Source organism: Pseudomonas sp. RC3H12 (assembly GCF_018596375.1).
Classification (GTDB): Bacteria; Pseudomonadota; Gammaproteobacteria; order Pseudomonadales; family Pseudomonadaceae; genus Aquipseudomonas.
In genome coordinates this window covers 623,994-640,778 of the sequence record NZ_CP075595.1, presented here as the reverse complement: position 1 = coordinate 640,778, position 16,785 = coordinate 623,994, and the positions used below count along the sequence as shown (strand labels likewise).

Annotated in this window: 17 protein-coding genes; 6 read left to right on the top strand and 11 right to left on the bottom strand. The window is 64.1% G+C overall.

The features are described 5' to 3' along the window. Positions 1-45: 45 nt before the first annotated feature. Positions 46-1,410, top strand: coding sequence for a glutamine synthetase family protein (locus tag KHO27_RS03025; RefSeq protein ID WP_214501158.1), 1,365 nt, complete (start codon positions 46-48; stop codon positions 1,408-1,410). 26 nt (positions 1,411-1,436) lie between these two features. Then, complete coding sequence (locus KHO27_RS03020; RefSeq protein ID WP_214501157.1) at positions 1,437-2,744, top strand: NAD(P)/FAD-dependent oxidoreductase; 1,308 nt, start codon at positions 1,437-1,439, stop codon at positions 2,742-2,744. Positions 2,745-2,813: 69 nt separating this feature from the next. Here the strand turns inward: KHO27_RS03020 and fadD1 are convergent, their stop codons facing one another. Both fadD1 and fadD2 read right to left on the bottom strand, forming a co-directional pair. Then, positions 2,814-4,511, bottom strand: a complete 1,698-nt coding sequence (gene fadD1, locus KHO27_RS03015) for a long-chain-fatty-acid--CoA ligase FadD1 (protein ID WP_102684403.1) — start codon at positions 4,509-4,511, stop codon at positions 2,814-2,816. A gap of 342 nt (positions 4,512-4,853) precedes the next feature. Continuing rightward, positions 4,854-6,542 carry a long-chain-fatty-acid--CoA ligase FadD2 gene (gene fadD2, locus KHO27_RS03010; protein ID WP_102684402.1) on the bottom strand — a complete coding sequence of 563 codons (1,689 nt, stop codon included), beginning with the start codon at positions 6,540-6,542 and terminating at the stop codon, positions 4,854-4,856. 201 nt (positions 6,543-6,743) lie between these two features. On the opposite strand from fadD2, the gene KHO27_RS03005 reads away from it, so the two are divergent. Continuing rightward, positions 6,744-7,688 carry an alpha/beta hydrolase gene (locus KHO27_RS03005; RefSeq protein ID WP_214501156.1) on the top strand — a complete coding sequence of 315 codons (945 nt, stop codon included), beginning with the start codon at positions 6,744-6,746 and terminating at the stop codon, positions 7,686-7,688. Between the two features lie 34 nt (positions 7,689-7,722). Continuing rightward, the gene (locus KHO27_RS03000; protein ID WP_023631542.1) at positions 7,723-8,193 is read left to right on the top strand and encodes a MaoC family dehydratase; all 471 of its coding nucleotides are present in this window, start codon (positions 7,723-7,725) and stop codon (positions 8,191-8,193) included. Positions 8,194-8,231: 38 nt separating this feature from the next. Here the strand turns inward: KHO27_RS03000 and KHO27_RS02995 are convergent, their stop codons facing one another. The 6 genes from KHO27_RS02995 to KHO27_RS02970 form a co-directional block, all read right to left on the bottom strand. Then, the gene (locus KHO27_RS02995) at positions 8,232-9,470 is read right to left on the bottom strand and encodes an RNA polymerase sigma factor (protein ID WP_214501155.1); all 1,239 of its coding nucleotides are present in this window, start codon (positions 9,468-9,470) and stop codon (positions 8,232-8,234) included. A gap of 46 nt (positions 9,471-9,516) precedes the next feature. Next, positions 9,517-9,861 (bottom strand): YciI family protein, encoded by a 345-nt coding sequence (locus tag KHO27_RS02990; protein ID WP_023631072.1) that lies wholly within the window; start codon positions 9,859-9,861, stop codon positions 9,517-9,519. 46 nt (positions 9,862-9,907) lie between these two features. Beyond that, complete coding sequence (locus KHO27_RS02985; RefSeq protein WP_023631071.1) at positions 9,908-10,333, bottom strand: YybH family protein; 426 nt, start codon at positions 10,331-10,333, stop codon at positions 9,908-9,910. Positions 10,334-10,468: 135 nt separating this feature from the next. After that, positions 10,469-11,110 carry a LysE family translocator gene (locus KHO27_RS02980; RefSeq protein ID WP_111531799.1) on the bottom strand — a complete coding sequence of 214 codons (642 nt, stop codon included), beginning with the start codon at positions 11,108-11,110 and terminating at the stop codon, positions 10,469-10,471. Positions 11,111-11,184: 74 nt separating this feature from the next. Then, the gene (locus KHO27_RS02975; RefSeq protein WP_023631069.1) at positions 11,185-11,517 is read right to left on the bottom strand and encodes a type II toxin-antitoxin system HicB family antitoxin; all 333 of its coding nucleotides are present in this window, start codon (positions 11,515-11,517) and stop codon (positions 11,185-11,187) included. Between the two features lie 295 nt (positions 11,518-11,812). Further along, positions 11,813-12,781, bottom strand: a complete 969-nt coding sequence (locus KHO27_RS02970) for a threonine dehydratase (RefSeq protein ID WP_214501154.1) — start codon at positions 12,779-12,781, stop codon at positions 11,813-11,815. A 76-nt stretch (positions 12,782-12,857) separates the two neighbouring features. Here KHO27_RS02970 and KHO27_RS02965 point away from each other — a divergent pair, with 76 nt between their 5' ends. Next, positions 12,858-14,225, top strand: coding sequence for an aminotransferase-like domain-containing protein (locus KHO27_RS02965; RefSeq protein WP_250888402.1), 1,368 nt, complete (start codon positions 12,858-12,860; stop codon positions 14,223-14,225). 63 nt (positions 14,226-14,288) lie between these two features. Here KHO27_RS02965 and KHO27_RS02960 read toward each other — a convergent pair whose 3' ends face one another. After that, positions 14,289-14,546 (bottom strand): DUF2790 domain-containing protein, encoded by a 258-nt coding sequence (locus tag KHO27_RS02960; RefSeq protein WP_023629531.1) that lies wholly within the window; start codon positions 14,544-14,546, stop codon positions 14,289-14,291. Positions 14,547-14,809: 263 nt separating this feature from the next. Between KHO27_RS02960 and KHO27_RS02955 the strand changes: the two genes are divergently transcribed. Next, a complete protein-coding gene (locus tag KHO27_RS02955) occupies positions 14,810-15,259 on the top strand; it encodes a GNAT family N-acetyltransferase (protein WP_250888401.1) in 450 nt (149 codons plus the stop codon). Here KHO27_RS02955 and def read toward each other — a convergent pair. Together def and KHO27_RS02945 are read right to left on the bottom strand one after the other, a co-directional pair. Then, positions 15,214-15,750: a peptide deformylase gene (def, locus tag KHO27_RS02950; protein WP_110697971.1), complete on the bottom strand. Its 537-nt coding sequence runs from the start codon at positions 15,748-15,750 to the stop codon at positions 15,214-15,216. The genes KHO27_RS02955 and def overlap by 46 nt on opposite strands. Then, positions 15,750-16,706, bottom strand: coding sequence for a YihY/virulence factor BrkB family protein (locus tag KHO27_RS02945; RefSeq protein ID WP_102684395.1), 957 nt, complete (start codon positions 16,704-16,706; stop codon positions 15,750-15,752). The genes def and KHO27_RS02945 overlap by 1 nt, the downstream gene beginning before the upstream one ends. Between the last annotated feature and the right edge of the window lie 79 nt (positions 16,707-16,785).

The following is a 16,785-nucleotide window of genomic DNA, read 5'->3' as shown; positions in this document are numbered from 1 at the left end:
CGCTCGCCTGCGCGGCGGTCCCGTGTGCCCCAGAGCGAATCCACCATGCACTTTGCCCCCGCAGAGCAAGCCAGGCGTTTCCTGGCCGACAACCCCGATATCGACCTGATCGAACTGTTCATCCTCGACGCCAACGGCGTACCCCGCGGCAAGCTGCTGCACCGCGAGGAACTGCTGGCCGTGTTCGACAGCGGCCGCCCGCTGCCCAGCACCATCCTCGGCCTGACCCTCAACGGCGATGATGTGGAAGACTCCGGTCTGGTCTGGGACGTCGGCGACATCGACTGCCGCGCCTACCCGCTAGATGGCAGCCTGGTGCGCCTGCCCTGGCGCCGGGTGCCGACCGCCGCCGTGCAGGTCAGCATGCACCCCAGCGAAGGCCTGCCGGCCAGCGTGGCGGATCCGCGTCATGTGCTGCTGCGGGTGATCGATGCCCTCAAGGCCGATGGCTTCCACCCGGTGATGGCTTGCGAGCTGGAGTTCTACCTGCTCGACCAGCAGCGCGACGCCCAAGGCCGGCCGCAGCCGGCGCTGGACAGCGACGGCGGCCGCCCGCGCGGTACCCAGGTCTATGGCTTGCGCGAGCTGGAGCAGATCGAACCGTTCCTTGCCGATCTGTATGCTGCTTGCAAGGCCCAGGACATCCCTGTGCGCACGGCGATCTCCGAGTACGCCCCGGGGCAGGTGGAAATTACCCTGGAGCACGGCGATGCGCTCCAGGCCATGGACCAGGCCGTGCGCTACAAGCGTCTGGTCAAGGGCATTGCCAATGCCCATGGCATGCAGGCCTGCTTCATGGCCAAGCCGTTCGCGCAACTGGCCGGCACCGGCATGCACATGCACCTGAGCCTGGCGGACGCCGCTGGCAACAACCTGTTCGCCAGCGAAGACAAGGCCGGCACCCCACTGTTGCGCCAGGCGGTGGCCGGCATGCTGCGCCACCTGCGTGAGTCGCTGCTGTTGTTCTGCCCCAACGCCAACTCGTTCCGCCGCTTCCAGGCCAACAGCTATGCCCCGCTGGCGCCGACCTGGGGCGTGGACAACCGCACCGTCAGCCTGCGCGTGCCCGGCGGCCCGGCCAACAGCCGGCATGTGGAGCACCGCATCTGCGGCGCCGACGCCAACCCCTACCTGGCCGCCGCCGCGATACTTGCTGCCGCACACCAGGGCATCCGCGAACAGCTCGATCCCGGCGCGCCAGTCGAAGGCAACGGCTATGCCCAGGCCAGCGAGTACCTGCCCACCGACTGGCTGACTGCCCTGGAAGCCCTGGAGCAGTCGGCCTGGGCACGGGAGGCGCTGGACGAGGCCTTCCTCGGCGTGTACCTGAAGGTCAAGCGCGCCGAGTACCGCCAGTTCATGGCCGAAGTCGGCGAACAGGACTGGCGCTGGTACCTGCATCAGGCCTGACAGACGAACTACAACAAGGAACACCCATGAACGCAGCAGTCAATAACGGGCCGGCCCAGCGCGCGCCGTCCTACTACAGCGCCACCCTCAATGACGCGACCGAATACCCCACGCTCAGGGGCACGGTGCAGGTGGACGTGGCGATCATCGGCGGCGGCTTCACCGGCGTGGCCACTGCGGTGGAGCTGGCCGAACGTGGCCTGAAGGTAGCCATCGTCGAGACCAACCGCATCGGCTGGGGCGCCAGCGGGCGCAACGGTGGCCAGGTCACCGGCAGCCTGTCGGGCGACGAGGCCATGCGCACGCAGATGCGCGACCGTCTGGGCGTCGAGGTGGACGACTTCATCTGGCACCTGCGCTGGCGCGGCCACCAGATCATCGAACAGCGCGTCGAACGCTACGGCATCCAGTGCGACCTCAAGCACGGTCACCTGCACGCGGCGATGAAACCGTCGCACATGACCGAACTGCGCGCCTTCGAGGCCGAAGCCCAGCGCCGTGGCATGGGCGACCTGGTGCAACTGCTCGATCGCGACGCCATGCAACAGCACCTGCAGAGCCCGCTGTACCTTGGCGCCTTGAAGAACCGCCGCAACCTGCACCTGCATCCGCTCAACCTGTGCCTGGGCGAGGCCCGCGCCGCCCATGGCCTCGGCGCGCTGGTATTCGAGAATTCCGAAGTGCTGGAGATCATCCACGGCCCTCGTCCGGCCGTGGTCACGGCCCAGGGACGGATCGAGGCACGCCAGGTGATGCTGGCCGGCGACGTCTACCACAAGCTGGAAAAGCGCCAGCTCAAGGGCAAGATCTTCCCGGCCATGGGCGGCATCGTCACCACCACGCCACTGGGCGACCTGGCCAACCAGATCAACCCGCAGGACCTGGCGGTGTACGACTGCCGCTTCGTTCTCGACTACTACCGCCTGACCGCCGACAAACGCCTGCTGTTCGGCGGCGGCGCCAACTACTCCGGGCGCGACTCACGAGATATCGAAGGCGAACTGCGTCCGTGCATCGAGCGTACCTTCCCGGCGCTCAAGGGCGTGCCGATCGAATTCCAATGGAGCTGCGCGATGGGCATCGTGGTCAACCGCATCCCGCAGCTGGGCAAGCTGTCGGACAACGTCTGGTACTGCCAGGGGTACTCCGGGCACGGCATCGCTACCAGCCACATCATGGGCGAGATCATGGCCGAGGCACTGACGGGGACGCTGGGGAAATTCGATACCTTTGCGGCGTGCAAGCACATCAAGGTGCCGATGGGAGACTTGCTGGGGAATCCGCTGCTGGCGGCGGGGATGTGGTACTACCAGATGCTAGAAAAGTTGCGCTGAATTTCATATCGCCAACGTGGGAGCGGGCTTGCCCCGCTCCCACGCTTCAATCCCAGAGCAGACTGCGGATCAGGCGATCTTCTTCAGGCCCTGCTTTTTCAGCTCTTCGTCACGCAGCTCGCGGCGCAGGATCTTGCCAACGTTGGTAGTCGGCAGTGCATCGCGGAACTCGATGGCCTTGGGCACCTTGTAGCCGGTGACGTTGGCACGCATGTGCTCCATGACCTGTTCCTTGGTCAGTGTCATGCCAGGCTTGACCACGATGAACACCTTGATCACCTCGCCAGACTTCTCGTCCGGGACACCGATGGCCGCGCACTGCAACACACCTGGCAGCGTGGCAAGCACATCTTCGAGCTCGTTGGGGTACACGTTGAAGCCGGACACCAGGATCATGTCCTTCTTGCGATCGACGATGCGCATGTAGCCATCAGGCTGGATCAAGGCAATGTCACCGGTTTTCAACCAGCCATTGCTGTCGATGATCTCGGCGGTGGCATCGTCCCGCTGCCAGTAGCCCTTCATCACCTGCGGCCCCTTGATACACAGCTCGCCCACCTCGCCCAGGGGTAGTTCCTGGCCGTTGTCGTCAATGATCTTGCACAGGGTGGACGGCACCGGGATACCGATGGTGCCCACCTGGTTGGCCGAGGTCGGGTTGACTGCCGCCACCGGGCTGGTCTCGGTCATGCCGTAACCTTCGCAGATGGCACAACCAGTCACCGCCTTCCAGCGCTCGGCCACGCTCATCTGCAGCGCCATGCCACCGGACAGGGTGATCTTCAGCGCCGAGAAATCGAGGTTGCGGAAAGTCTCGTTGTTGCACAGGGCGACAAACAGCGTGTTGAGGCCGATGAAGCCGCTGAACTTCCACTTGCCCAGTTCCTTGACCATCGCCGGCAGGTCACGCGGGTTGCTGATCAGCACGTTGTGGTTGCCGATCAGCATCATGGCCATGCAATGGAAGGTAAAGGCGTAGATGTGGTACAGCGGCAGCGGAGTGATGAGGATCTCGCAACCTTCGTGCAGGTTCGAGCCCATCAGCGCACGGCACTGCAGCATGTTGGCCACCAGGTTGCGATGGGTGAGCATCGCGCCCTTGGCCACGCCGGTGGTACCGCCGGTGTACTGCAGCACGGCGACGTCGCCGGGCTGCGGGTTGGCCTCGGTGACCGCGCCGCCCTTGCCCAGCGCCAGCGCGTCATTGAAGCGCACCGCGCCCGGCAGGTGGTAGGCCGGCACCATTTTCTTCACGTACTTGATGACGCTGTTGATCAGCAGGCGCTTGAGTGGTGGCAACAGGTCGGCCACTTCGGTGACAATGACGTGCTTGACCTGGGTCTTGGGCACCACCTTTTCCGCCAGGTGCGCCATGTTGGCCAGGCACACCAACGCCTTGGCGCCGGAGTCGTTGAACTGGTGCTCCAGCTCCCGCGCAGTGTACAGCGGGTTGGTGTTGACCACGATCAGCCCGGCACGCATGGCGCCGAAGACGGCGACAGGGTACTGCAGGACATTGGGCAACTGGACCGCGATGCGATCACCCGGCTTCAGGTCGGTATGCTGCTGCAGCCAGGCGGCGAAGGCTCCGGACAACGTGTACAGCTCGCCGTAGGTGATGGTCTTGCCCAGGTTGCTAAAGGCAGGTTTGTCGGCAAAGCGTTGGCAGGATTGCTTGAGTACCGCCTGGATATTGGGGAATTCGTCAGGATTGATGTCCGCCGTGACCCCGGCTGGGTACTTATCCTTCCAAAAATGTTCGATCATGGAAGCCCGCTCCTTCAGCAACAGCGAATTCGGTACGCGTCGATGCGCTTATTATTGATATGAGAGGACGGCTCATTGCAAACCGGATCCTCTGAAAGCGCGCCGAGAGTAACAGCTTTGCAAGGGGTCGCCTAGAGGCCGGAATGGGCCGACAGGTCACAAAAATGACTCAATGAACAATACAGGTCATTTTTAGAGTAATTATACAAAATGTCGCGAAAGCGCCTGAAAATCTCGATCTAGATAGGTTTTACAGGCGCTGGCTTGCCCCTTGATGGCATCTTGTCTGGCAATGGCCTTCACCCAGGCTCACGCGATCATGGGACAAACCCGCTCCTGCTATCAGGCAATATCACGCAGTTCCCGACGCAGGATCTTGCCCACCGGGGTCATCGGCAGCGAATCGCGCAGCACGATGTGCTTGGGCACCTTGTAACCGGTGAAATTGCTCTTGCAGAACGCCTTGAGCTCATCGACGCTCACCCCGCCCGCACGCGGCACCACGAACAGCTTCACCGCTTCGCCGGTGCGCTCGTCCGGCACGCCGATCACCGCGCAGCTGGCCACCTGCGGATGGCCCATCACCACGTCCTCGATCTCGTTGGGATACACGTTGAAGCCCGAGACGATGATCATGTCTTTCTTGCGGTCGACGATCCGCGTGTAGCCGTCCGGGTCGATGATCGCGATGTCGCCGGTCTTCAGCCAGCCTTCGCTGTCCAGCACCTGGGCGGTAGCCTCCGGCTGCTGCCAATAGCCCTTCATCACCTGCGGCCCCTTGATGCACAACTCGCCACGCTCGCCCAGCGGCTGTTCGTGGCCGTCATCGTCGATCACCTTGAACCCCGTGCCAGGCACCGGGATCCCCACCGTTCCCAGGCGCGCCAGCTGGCCATAGGGGTTGGTGCTGGCCGCTGGCGAGGTCTCGGTCAGGCCGTAGCCTTCGACGATGCGGCAACCCGTGAGCGCCTCCCAGCGCTCGGCGGTGGCCTTGACCAGCGCGGTGCCGCCGGAATTGGTGATCTTCAGCGCGGAGAAATCCAGCGACTTGAACCCCGGGTTGTCCATCAGCGCGACGAACAGGGTATTCAGGCCTACCAGCGCCGAGAACCGCCACTTGCCCAGTTCCTTGATGAACCCCGGAATGTCGCGGGGGTTGGTGATCAGCACGTTGTGATTGCCGGTTACCATCATGCACATGCAGTTCGCGGTAAAGGCATAGATGTGGTACAGCGGCAGCGGCGCGATCATCACCTCCTGCCCTTGCTTGATCAGCGGCTGGCCATCGGGCCCGTGCTGGCCGAAACAGGCCAGGACCTGAAGCATGTTGGCCACCAGGTTGCCATGGGTGAGCATGGCCCCCTTGGCCAGGCCCGTGGTCCCGCCGGTGTATTGCAGCACCGCGACATCGTCGAGCGTCTGCGCCACTGGTTGGTGGTTGAGCCGTTGCCCCTGGCGCAGGACGTGCTTGAACGAGACCGCCTGGGGCAGCCGATAGGCGGGGACCATCTTCTTCAGCTTGTCGACCACGGTGTTGATCAGCCAACCCTTGGCCGCCGGCAGCAAGTCGCCCATCTTCGCTTCGATCAGGTACTCGATGCCGGTGTCGGGCAGCACCTCCTGCACACGCTTGCCGAACATGTTCAGGTACACCAGCGCGCGGGCGCCGGAATCCTTGAACTGATGGCGCATCTCGCGCTCGGTGTACAACGGGTTGGTGTTGACCACCACCAGCCCGGCGCGCAAGGCGCCGAACACGGCGATCGGGTATTGCAGGACGTTGGGCATCTGCACCGCGATGCGGTCGCCCGGCGCCAGGTCGGTGTGCTGCTGCAACCAGGCGGCGAAAGCCGCCGAGTAGCGTTCGAGGTCCGCGTAGCTCAGGGTGACGCCAAGGTTGCTGTATGCCGGCCGGTCGGCGAAGCGCTTGCAGGAGCGTTCGAAAACGTCGACGACTGACGTATAGGCATTCATGTCAATGGTGGAAGGCACGCCCGCCGGGCGCTTGTCGTTCCAGAAATCGGCTTGCATTTATTGTTGTTCCTCTACCGGGACGTCCCTGACCTGATCGCCTGATGGCAAAAAGGTGTTCAGCCGACGTTAGCAGCTCTGTCGAGGGTGGCAAATACGCCAAGTGCCGCCATTAACATTGTGAATCTCTTTTCTGCCCTTCCTGCAATCGAGCGCTTTGCGCATACACTGTTGGCGAACCTTTGCGCGCAAGGACCCGCCATGCCCCATGACGCCTTCTGGCTCCCCGCCAGCGAGCATTGCAGTCTTTATGTTCATCAATGGCTGCCCGCCACGCCGGTCAAGGCCGTGGTGTTGCTGGCCCACGGCATGGCCGAGCATGCCGGGCGCTACCAGCGCCTGGGGCATGCCCTCAACGCTGCCGGCTACGGGCTGCTCGCCCCCGACCTGCGCGGGCATGGCCGTACCGCCGAGCTGGGCAGCCTGGGCCTGTTCGCCCGCCATAATGGCTGGAATGCCGTGGTCAACGACCTGGGCCTGTTGGCCCAGCACGTCGGCCAGCAGTTCCCGGGCACCCCGCTGTTCCTGTTCGGCCACAGCATGGGCAGCTACATCGCCCAGGCCTACCTGCTGCACCACAGCGCCAGCCTGCAAGGTGCGATCCTCAGCGGTTCGAACTTCCAGCCGGTGGCCCTGTACCGGGCCGCGCGCCTGATCGCCCGGTTCGAAGCCTGGCGCCAAGGCCCCCTGGGCAAGAGCGCGCTGATCGACTGGCTGTCGTTCGGCTCGTTCAACAAGGCCTTCAAACCCAACCGCACGGCGTTCGACTGGCTCAGCCGCGACGCAGGGGAAGTGGACAAGTACATCGCCGACCCGTTGTGCGGCTTCCGTTGCAGCAATCAGCTGTGGCTCGACCTGCTGCAGGGGCTGGCGCAGATCAGCCAACCCAGGCATCTCGGGCAGATCGACCCGAACCTGCCCATCCTGGTGATCGGCGGCGAATGTGATCCGGTGAGTGCCGGCAAGCGTCTCACCCATCTGGCCGACGCCCTGCGCGCGACCGGCAACCGTCATGTACAGTTGCGCATCTACCCCGGCGCACGCCACGAAGTGCTCAACGAAACCCATCGCGACGAGGTCACCGCCGAGATCATCGGCTGGCTGGACCAGGCGCTGGCCCTTGGCCGCCCTGCCCGCAGTGAATGATCGGCCACCTCGCCCGCACCAGAAGGAAGCCTCGATGACCCAGGTCACCAACACCCCTTACGAAGCCCTCGAAGTCGGCCAGAAAGCTGAGTACAAGAAGTCTGTCGAAGAGCGCGACATCCAGCTGTTCGCCGCCATGTCCGGCGACCACAACCCGGTGCACCTGGACGCCGAGTTCGCCGCCAAGAGCATGTTCCGCGAGCGCATCGCCCATGGCATGTTCAGTGGCGCGCTGATCAGCGCCGCGGTGGCCTGCACCTTGCCTGGCCCGGGCACCATCTACCTGGGCCAGCAGATGAGCTTCCAGAAGCCGGTGAAGATCGGGGACGAATTGACCGTGCGCCTGGAAATTCTCGAGAAGCTGCCCAAGTTCAAGGTGCGCATCGCCACCAATGTGTACAACCAGAACGATGAGCTGGTCGTCAGTGGCGAGGCCGAGATCCTCGCGCCGCGCAAGCAGCAGACGGTCGAGCTGGTCAGCCCGCCGAACTTTGTCGCCAGCTGATTCACCACACCGGCCATCGCGGGCACGCTGGCGATAGCTCAGCCCAGTTCGCGTAAGCGCCGTTCTATATGCCGCCGTTCCGGCCCCTGGCGGGTAAGCGTCAGCGCTTGCCGCCAGGCATCCCGGGCCTGATCGAGGTTGCCCAGCTGCCGGTGCAGTTCGGCGCGCGCGGCATGGGCCAGGTGATAATCACCCAGCTCGCCCCGCTGCAGGATTGCCTCCACCGCCTGCAACCCCACCTGGGCGCCGTCCCGCCTGGCCAGCGCCGCTGCCCGGTTCAGCTCCACCACCGCTGATGGCCAGTGACGCTGCAGCACATCGTACAGGCCGATGATCTCGTCCCAATCCGTGGCCTCGGCGCTGGGCGCTTCGGCATGCACCGCGGCTATGGCCGCCTGCACGGTATACGGCCCGAAGTCGCGACTGCGCAGTGCCTGCTGGACCAGTTGGCTGCCCTCGTCGATCTGCCCGCGATCCCACAGGCTGCGATCCTGCTCATCCAGCAGCACCAGCTCACCATGGGCATCGCTGCGAGCCCGCTGCCGCGATGCCTGCAGCAGCATCAACGCCAAGAGCCCATGCACTTCGGCATCGGGCAGCAACTGGGCCACCAGGCGCCCCAGGCGGATCGCCTCATCGGTCAGCTCGCGAGTAGTGACATCTTCGCCCGCCGAGGCCGAGTAGCCTTCGTTGAATACCAGGTAGATGACCCGCAGCACGCTTTCCAGGCGCTCGGGCAGCTCGCTCAGCTCCGGCACCTGATAGGGAATCTTCGCATCACGGATCTTGGCCTTGGCACGCACGATGCGTTGGGCGATGGTGGCCGGGCTTTGCAGGAAGGCACGGGCGATCTGCTCGGTGGTCAGGTCACACACCTCGCGCAGGGTCAACGGCACCTGGGCGTCGGAAGCCAGCGCCGGGTGACAGCAGGTGAAGATCAGCCGCAGTCGGTCATCGGCCAGCAACGTCTGCTCGCCCGGATCGTCCGCTTCGCGTTCGAGCAACATGATCAGGTCGGCCTGGGAGCGGTCGAAGCGGGCACGCCGGCGCAGGGCATCGATGGCCTTGAAGCGGCCGACAGACACCAGCCAAGCCCGCGGGTTGTCCGGGATACCATCACGCTGCCAGCGCTGCACGGCAATGAAGAAGGCATCGTGCATGGCCTCCTCGGCCAGGTCGAAGTCCCCCAGCAGGCGGATGAGGGTCGCCAGGATCCGCCGCGAATCGCGGCGGTAGACAGCCTCCACCTCCTGGCGGACTTGCGCTTCCCCCACCATCAATTGGGCTTTCCCTGCTGACTCATGCGGCTTTTCTCCCGTTGCGTCAGGGTTGCAGTTCACGCACCGGCCGAACCTCGACGCTGCCCACCCGGGCTGCCGGGATGCCCTTGGCGATGTTCAGCGCCTCGTTGAGGTCACGGGCGTCGACCAGGTAGAAACCGGCCAGTTGCTCCTTGGTTTCGGCGAACGGGCCATCGGTCAGGCTCATCCGCCCGGCGCGTACACGTACCGTGGTGGCCGTCTGCACAGGCTTGAGCGCCTCGGCGGCGAGCATGCGCCCGCTGCCCTGGATGGATTCGGCGTAGGCCATGCATTCGGCGTCTTCGGGGCTGTCGGGCAGGCTGTGCAACAGCGCTTCATCACAATAGACCAGGCACAGGTATTTCATGATCGTCTCCAGCAGGTCGGCTCGGTGCGGTGGGCGATGAGCGGTATCAGGGCTTGAGGTCGAACAAGGCTTTTTGCGTTTCCATGTCGAACGGCGCCGACCAATGCTCGTGGATCACTTGCCATTGGCCGCCGCTGCGCCGATAGCCGACCGTGGCGCGCATGAAGCCGCACTGGCTTTCGTCGTCGCCCGGGCCACAGCGGTTGAGCCAATGAGCCAGGGCCAGGTCGCCGTCGGCGTATACCTTCAGCTCCGCCAGTTCGAAGACCATCGGCCCCGTGCACATGCCCATGCACATTTCCCAGTGTGCGCGGTAGGCGGCCTTGCCCTTGAACTGCAAGGCCTGGATGGCATCGAAGGCGAGAATGTCGTCGGCATAGGGTGCCACGATACGGTCCACATCGCGCTCGCGCACGGCCTGCATCCACTGCTCGATCAGTTGACGAAGTTCAGTCTCGGCTGCGCTGTTCATCGGTGCTTCCTCCCAGCGTTCAACAATGATTGGCGCCGGTGCATTCCGGCGCCTTCACCCATGGTCGAACGGGAAAATGGAGAATCGACAACCCGATGAGAAAAAACAGTCAGCGGCACAGAACAGCCCGAATGATCAGGCCGGTAGTGCCAGGATGAATTCGCGGTAACCGGAGAGCACCACGTAACCTGCGAAATAGCAGAAGATCGCCGCCGACAACAGGTACGACCAGGTCAGCAGGCGATCACCAAGCAGCCGCCCGCCATGACTGGCGATACCGCACAACGAGACACACCAGAGTAGCCCTGCGGCAAAGAAGCCACCGAGGAACAGGCCCGCATCCAGCGCGCTGCCGGCGCCGGAGCGGGAGATCAGCACGCCGCCGACTGCGGCGAACCAGAGAATCGCGCTGGGCGATGACATGGCCAGGAAGATACCGCGCAGGAATTCGCGCCAGCCCGATTCGATCACTACCTGGCCACGCGACTCCAGGTGCCCGCCGCGCCACGCCGCCAGCAGCATCTTCACCGCGAACCATGCCAATAACGCGGAGCCCCCCAGCCACAACGTCCAGCGCACGCTTTCGAACTGCAGCAAAACGGTCATGCCGGCCAGGGCCGCAATGGCGTAGATGAGATCGCCGACGCAGGTCCCCAGCCCAAGCCAGAAGCCCTGAAGAAACCCCCGCTGCATGGCCAGGGTAATCATGGCGATGTTGGCCACGCCGATGTCCAGGCACAGGGACAGGCTGAGGAGGAAACCATTGGAAAAGGGCATGGCAGGCTCGACTGCGGATGAAAGTCAGCGATTGAACCTGAATGCCCCCTGGCGGTACAGGAGGAATTTGCAGGTCAGGCCATCGCTGCCTGCTCGAAGACCTCGTCGGCCCATTGGTTCAGGCTCTTGCCGGCAACCCTGGCGGCAAGGCTGGCAGCAGCGTGCACTTCTGGGCGGATGCGCAACATGACCTTGCCCGAGGCCGGTTTTTCGGGGGTGACGCCCTGTTCGGCGCAATCGGCCAGGTAGTCGTCGAGTGCCTCACGGAACGCCTCGTGCAACGCAGGCACGGCGCTGGCGTGGAAGCTGATGATGTCCCGCAGGCCGAGCACGCGGCCGACGAAAATATCGTCACGCGCGTCGTACTCGATGCGGGCGGCATACCCTTTGTATCGCATGCAGCTCATGGTCGGACTCCCGCCCGCAGCAGGAACTCGCGGGCCTCTTCTATCTGATATCGCCTGGCTTCCTTGCCAGGATGGGGGCGATGGCAGCGCCAACACGGCTCGCCCAACAGCATCTTGACCCTGGAACCCTGCCGCTCCAGCACCTGGCCGCCAAGATGCAGCACCAGAGCCTCGATTTCGGCGAACGGCAATGTGGGTGTGGTCGGAGCTCTGAAGATGCTGTCCAGAATCTTGCGATATCGAGTGTTCATCGGAAAATGCTATCAAATAAAGATAGCATCTCCTTTCAACACTTTCATACAGGATCTTGCGTACCCATCAACACCTGCGCATAGCGCCCGCGATCCACGTTCGCGCCACTGAGCACCACCGCCACCCGCTTGCCGGCCTGACGCCCACGCTCCTGCATCAGTGCAGCCAGGGCGGCGGCACCGGCACCTTCGGCGGTGTTGTGGGTGGTTTCGTGGTAGAGGCGCATGGCTTTGGCGATCTCCTCGTCGCTCACCCGCACGATGCGCGCGGCATTCTCGCGTACCATCGCAAAAGCGTCGGGATGTGGCACGCGGCAGGCCATGCCGTCGGCGAAGGTATCGGCGCTGGCGGTGGTGACGATGCGGCCCTGCTCGAAGCTCTGGGCATAAGCGTCTGCCGCAGTGGATACCACGCCGATGATCTCGGTGGACAGGCCCAGCAGGTTGCGCGCCTGAATCAACCCACAGATGCCCGACCCCATGCCGATCGGCACGTACACGCAATCCAGGTCGGCCACCGCCTCGAACAGCTCCAGAGCATAGGTGGCCACGCCACGCACCAGCTCCGGATCGAACGAGGGAACCATGGCAAAGCCCCGCGCATCGGCCAGGCGCGCCGCCTCTTCCCGGGCCACGTCGAAGTCCACGCCATGCTCCACCAGCTCCGCACCCAAGGCGCGCATGGCGGCATTCTTCTCCCGCGAATTGCCTTCCGGCACCACGATCACCAGCGGCAAACCGGCCTGGCGCGCCGCCAGGGCCATGCTCTGGCCGTGATTGCCGCGGGTGGCGGTAACCAGGCCACGGGGGACTGCGCCACTGGCCAACAGCGAGCGGACATAGACCAGCCCGCCGCGCACCTTGAAGGCCCCCGTGGGCGCATGGTTCTCGTGCTTGACCCACAGCTGGCAACCCAGCCGCTCGGCCAGCAGCGGCCAGGCGTGCTGCGGGGTCGGCGGCACGTGCTGGTGAACGAAAGCGGCAGCTTCGCGCAGGGCGGGCAAGTCGAACATGGCGAACGTCCTTCATCGGTATGGGCTTGAACCGATCCTAAGCGCCGGGCATTGTATGGGTCCAAATAAATATTGCATGGGTAGCAATTTCGTGTGGATTCCGAACCTCCCGGCCAACGACCAGCCGCGCTACCAGGCACTGGTCGAGGCCATCGCCAACGCCATCGAACAGGGTGAACTGAAGGTCGGTGAACGCCTGCCCCCGCAACGCCGCCTCGCCTGGGCGCTGGGCCTGAACCCGAGCACCACGCAGCAGGCCTACCGAGAAGCAGCGGCGCGGCACCTGGTGTCCGGGGAGGTGGGACGCGGCACCTATGTGCTGGCCAGCAGCAAGGAAGCGACGCTGTTTCGCCTCAAGCAACCCAGCCGCCAGCACCCAGTGATCGACCTGTCGACCAATGTGCCGGTGGCCGATCTCTGCAATCTCGACCTTGAGCACAGCCTGCGCAGATTGCTAGAACAGGGCGATACCACCCTGCTCGACCATTACCTGGGGCCCGAGCAGTTACTGCTGGGGCGGATCGAGGGCGCGCGTTGGCTGAGCAACCGCGGCCTGGACCTCACGCCGGAAGACGTGCTGCTTTGCGGGGGCGCCCAGCAGGCGCTGATCCTCGTGCTGCAGTCGTTGTGCCAGGCGGGCGAGCCGGTGATAGTCGAGGCGTTGACCGCCCCAGGCATCAAGGCGGCCTGTCGCCAGTTGCGCCTGCCTGTGCACGGCGTGGCCCTGGACGAGCAAGGCCTGCTCCCGGACGAACTGGACCGAGTGGTCCGCGCGAGCGGCGCGCGGGTATTGGTCACCACGCCTACCCTGCACAACCCGACCGGAGCGTGCATGGGCGAGGCCCGGCGCCTGGCGCTGGCACAAGTCGCCAGGCGCCACGAACTGCTGGTCATCGAGGATGACGTGTATGGCGCCTTGACCGACCGGCCACCACTCTACACCTTGCTCGAGGGCCGTGGCGTGCTGATCAGCAGCTTGTCCAAGACCGTGGCCGCCGGCTTGCGCCTGGGCTGGATCGTGGCCCGGCCAGCGTTGCTGGAGCAGATCGATCCCTATGCCCAGGCCACCCACTGGTCGGTGTCACCGCTGAACCTGCGCATCGCCTGCCAATGGATCGCGGATGGCACTGCCGCCCGGCGGCTGGCCTGGCAACGGGAGGAACTGGGCGAACGTTGGCGGCTGGCGCGGACGGTGCTGGGCGAGGCGCTGCCCGCCGAGGGCGTGCCGTCGCCGCACATCTGGCTGGCCACGCCTGGAGACGCCCAGGCGCTGGTCGCGCGGTGTCGGGAACACGGTGTCGAGATCGTGCCGGCCAGCGTATTCGCGGTGGGCACCGACAGCGTAAGGGCCGTGCGAATCAGCCTGTCGGCGGCCCACAGCCGGGCGCAATTGAAGCAAGGACTGGAACTGGTGGGAGCGGGCCTGACCCGCGATTGCACTTGATACTCGGCTGAACGCCATCGCAGGGCAAGCCCGCTCCCACGAGCGTTGTCTCGGCCACGCGGCTCAATTCAGCCGGCAACCCTCACCCAATGCACGGTACTGGAGGGTGTGGACCTGCCCTTGATGATCCTCGTAGGTCATGGTGGCGGGCACCACTTCACAGACGTTGGGGATCGTCGACAGGCTGATCACGCGCTTGATGTCGAGGTTGGTGGAATAGTCGTACTGCTCGACCACGGGCTGGGTGTCTGCGGTCTTGGCCTGGTCCGCGAAGGCGAACGGGGACATACCGACCAATGCAAGAATCAGTAAGGCTTTCATGGGTGTCGACCTTGATGGCTATCAAGCTGATCGCGTGACTTCTGACGCCGTCAATGGCCCGGAGAAGTTGTCATCGACTGCGAAGATGACACGAAGTACCGATCCCGCTTTATCGTACTGCCGGGGGGATTAATGAAAGTCTACTCCGCGCCTGAAATAGTTGAACCCCGGAGTCGGACATTCACCCTTGCCGCATTTGCAACAATCTGCGACAAAGCACCGATGAATTCCTGCCTGAGATAGCCACACTGCGTGAACCAAGCATGCTCCCCCTGACCTGCACTCGCCTTCCCCCAACCCAGCGCCGCCTGCTGGACCATTTCTACCGCCGGCATGGCTCGCGCATGCGCGCCGCCGGTGAAGGCGAGCAATGGGTGGCGCGTACCGCAGAAATAATCGGTGGGATGAACCTGACGTCCATCGGTGGCGATCACTGGCTGACCGGCCTGTTCGTCGCCCCACAGTGGCGCGGCCAGCAGATTGCATCCCGACTGATCGACGCGGCGCTGGCCGAAAGCAGCACTGCGACCTGGCTGTTCTGCCACCCGGATTTGGCGCCTTTCTACCAGCGCCTGGCCTTCACACCCACAACCACCCTGCCCGAGGCCCTGGCCTCACGCCTGGCCCGCTACCAACGCAACAAGGCCCTGATAGCGATGGTTCGGGGTCAGTCGTCGGCCACGTCGAGCCCGGGGAACAGCACATCGGTATAGCCGAACTTGCTGAAGTCCTGGATGCGCGAAGGATACAAACGGCCGATCAGGTGGTCGCACTCATGCTGCACCACCCGGGCGTGGAAGCCATCGGCAAAGCGGTTGATCGGGTTGCCCTGCGGATCGACGCCCGAATAACTGATGTGCTTGTAGCGCGGCACCACGCCACGCAGGCCGGGCACCGACAGGCAACCCTCCCAGCCGTCCTCGACCTCCGTGGCCAGCGGCGTGATCACCGGGTTGAGCAGGATGGTGCGTGGCACCGGCTCGGCGTCCGGGTAACGCTCGCTGCGCTCGAAGCCGAAGATCACCAGTTGCAGGTCGATGCCGATCTGCGGCGCGGCCAGGCCGACACCGCCGACATGAGCCATGGTCTCGAACATGTCGTCGATCAGTTGCGCAAGCTCCGGGCTGCCGATCATGTGCTCGGGAACCGGCGGGGCGATGCGCAGCAGGCGTTCATCGCCCATCTTGAGAATGTCGCGGATCATCAGGTATTCGGCTCGCGGGTCTGGGGTTCGGGTGTCACCGGGTGCTCATGGCCGAGCACGGTGATGGTCTGTTGCGGGTTGTCCTGCTCGAATTCCTTTTCGCCTGGGTTCTTGCCCTCGGCCGACATGTGCTCGATCACCGCGTTCATCTCGGCGCCGAGCAGCAGCACCGCGGCAGAGATGTAGAAGTACAGCAACAGCACGATGATCGCCCCGATACTGCCATACATGGCGTTGTAGTCGGCAAAGGTCTTCACGTAGTAGGCAAAGCCCAGCGAGGCGACGATCCACACCACCACCGCCAGCACCGAACCTGGGGTGATGAAACGGAATTTCTGCTTCACATCGGGCATCACGTAGTAGATCAGCGCCACCGCCACCATCATCAGAATGATGATCGCCGGCCAGCGCAGGATGGTCCAGACGATGACGACCGCCTCCTCCAACCCAACCTGCGAAGCGATCCACTCCATGACCTGCGGCCCCAGGACCATCAGGGCCGCCGCTGCCAGGAGCATGCCGGCGATGCCGACGGTATAGATGACCGACAGCGGAATGCGTTTCCACACCGGCCGCCCCTCCGGCACGTCGTAGGCCGCGTTCATCGCGCTCATCATCAGGCGCACGCCCGCCGAGGCAGTCCACAAGGCAATCACGATACCCACCGACAGCAGTCCGCCCTTGGACTGCTGCAACTGGTCGATTACCGGGTTGACTTGCTCCAGGGCCTGGGGCGGTAGCACCAGCTCCGACTGCAGGCGCAGCCAGGAAAAAAAGTCCGGCAAATGCAAAAAACCGATCAGTGCGATGAGGAACAGCAAGAAGGGAAACAGCGAGAACAGCATCTGGTAGGCCAGCGCGGAGGCATAGGTGGACATCTCGTCATCGAGGAACTCCTTGACGGTGCGCACCAACACGCGGTGCAGGGGCAGGCCGCGCAGGTCGGGGAAAATCATAGCGTCTCCTTTCGCCGCTTGATCGGAATGGCAATGCTGCAAGTCTAATAGACCAGGGGGCGGGCGTGCTGTTCGCTTG

What these genes read in the sequence shown, in the direction of transcription:
- KHO27_RS03025 (WP_214501158.1), top strand. Translation starts at nt 46, where the DNA reads ATGCACTTTGCCCCCGCAGAGCAAGCCAGGCGTTTCCTGGCCGACAAC.
- KHO27_RS03020 (WP_214501157.1), top strand. Translation starts at nt 1,437, where the DNA reads ATGAACGCAGCAGTCAATAACGGGCCGGCCCAGCGCGCGCCGTCCTAC.
- fadD1 (WP_102684403.1), bottom strand. Translation starts at nt 4,511, where the DNA reads ATGATCGAACATTTTTGGAAGGATAAGTACCCAGCCGGGGTCACGGCG.
- fadD2 (WP_102684402.1), bottom strand. Translation starts at nt 6,542, where the DNA reads ATGCAAGCCGATTTCTGGAACGACAAGCGCCCGGCGGGCGTGCCTTCC.
- KHO27_RS03005 (WP_214501156.1), top strand. Translation starts at nt 6,744, where the DNA reads ATGCCCCATGACGCCTTCTGGCTCCCCGCCAGCGAGCATTGCAGTCTT.
- KHO27_RS03000 (WP_023631542.1), top strand. Translation starts at nt 7,723, where the DNA reads ATGACCCAGGTCACCAACACCCCTTACGAAGCCCTCGAAGTCGGCCAG.
- KHO27_RS02995 (WP_214501155.1), bottom strand. Translation starts at nt 9,470, where the DNA reads ATGGTGGGGGAAGCGCAAGTCCGCCAGGAGGTGGAGGCTGTCTACCGC.
- KHO27_RS02990 (WP_023631072.1), bottom strand. Translation starts at nt 9,861, where the DNA reads ATGAAATACCTGTGCCTGGTCTATTGTGATGAAGCGCTGTTGCACAGC.
- KHO27_RS02985 (WP_023631071.1), bottom strand. Translation starts at nt 10,333, where the DNA reads ATGAACAGCGCAGCCGAGACTGAACTTCGTCAACTGATCGAGCAGTGG.
- KHO27_RS02980 (WP_111531799.1), bottom strand. Translation starts at nt 11,110, where the DNA reads ATGCCCTTTTCCAATGGTTTCCTCCTCAGCCTGTCCCTGTGCCTGGAC.
- KHO27_RS02975 (WP_023631069.1), bottom strand. Translation starts at nt 11,517, where the DNA reads ATGAGCTGCATGCGATACAAAGGGTATGCCGCCCGCATCGAGTACGAC.
- KHO27_RS02970 (WP_214501154.1), bottom strand. Translation starts at nt 12,781, where the DNA reads ATGTTCGACTTGCCCGCCCTGCGCGAAGCTGCCGCTTTCGTTCACCAG.
- KHO27_RS02965 (WP_250888402.1), top strand. Translation starts at nt 12,858, where the DNA reads ATGGGTAGCAATTTCGTGTGGATTCCGAACCTCCCGGCCAACGACCAG.
- KHO27_RS02960 (WP_023629531.1), bottom strand. Translation starts at nt 14,546, where the DNA reads ATGAAAGCCTTACTGATTCTTGCATTGGTCGGTATGTCCCCGTTCGCC.
- KHO27_RS02955 (WP_250888401.1), top strand. Translation starts at nt 14,810, where the DNA reads ATGCTCCCCCTGACCTGCACTCGCCTTCCCCCAACCCAGCGCCGCCTG.
- def (WP_110697971.1), bottom strand. Translation starts at nt 15,750, where the DNA reads ATGATCCGCGACATTCTCAAGATGGGCGATGAACGCCTGCTGCGCATC.
- KHO27_RS02945 (WP_102684395.1), bottom strand. Translation starts at nt 16,706, where the DNA reads ATGATTTTCCCCGACCTGCGCGGCCTGCCCCTGCACCGCGTGTTGGTG.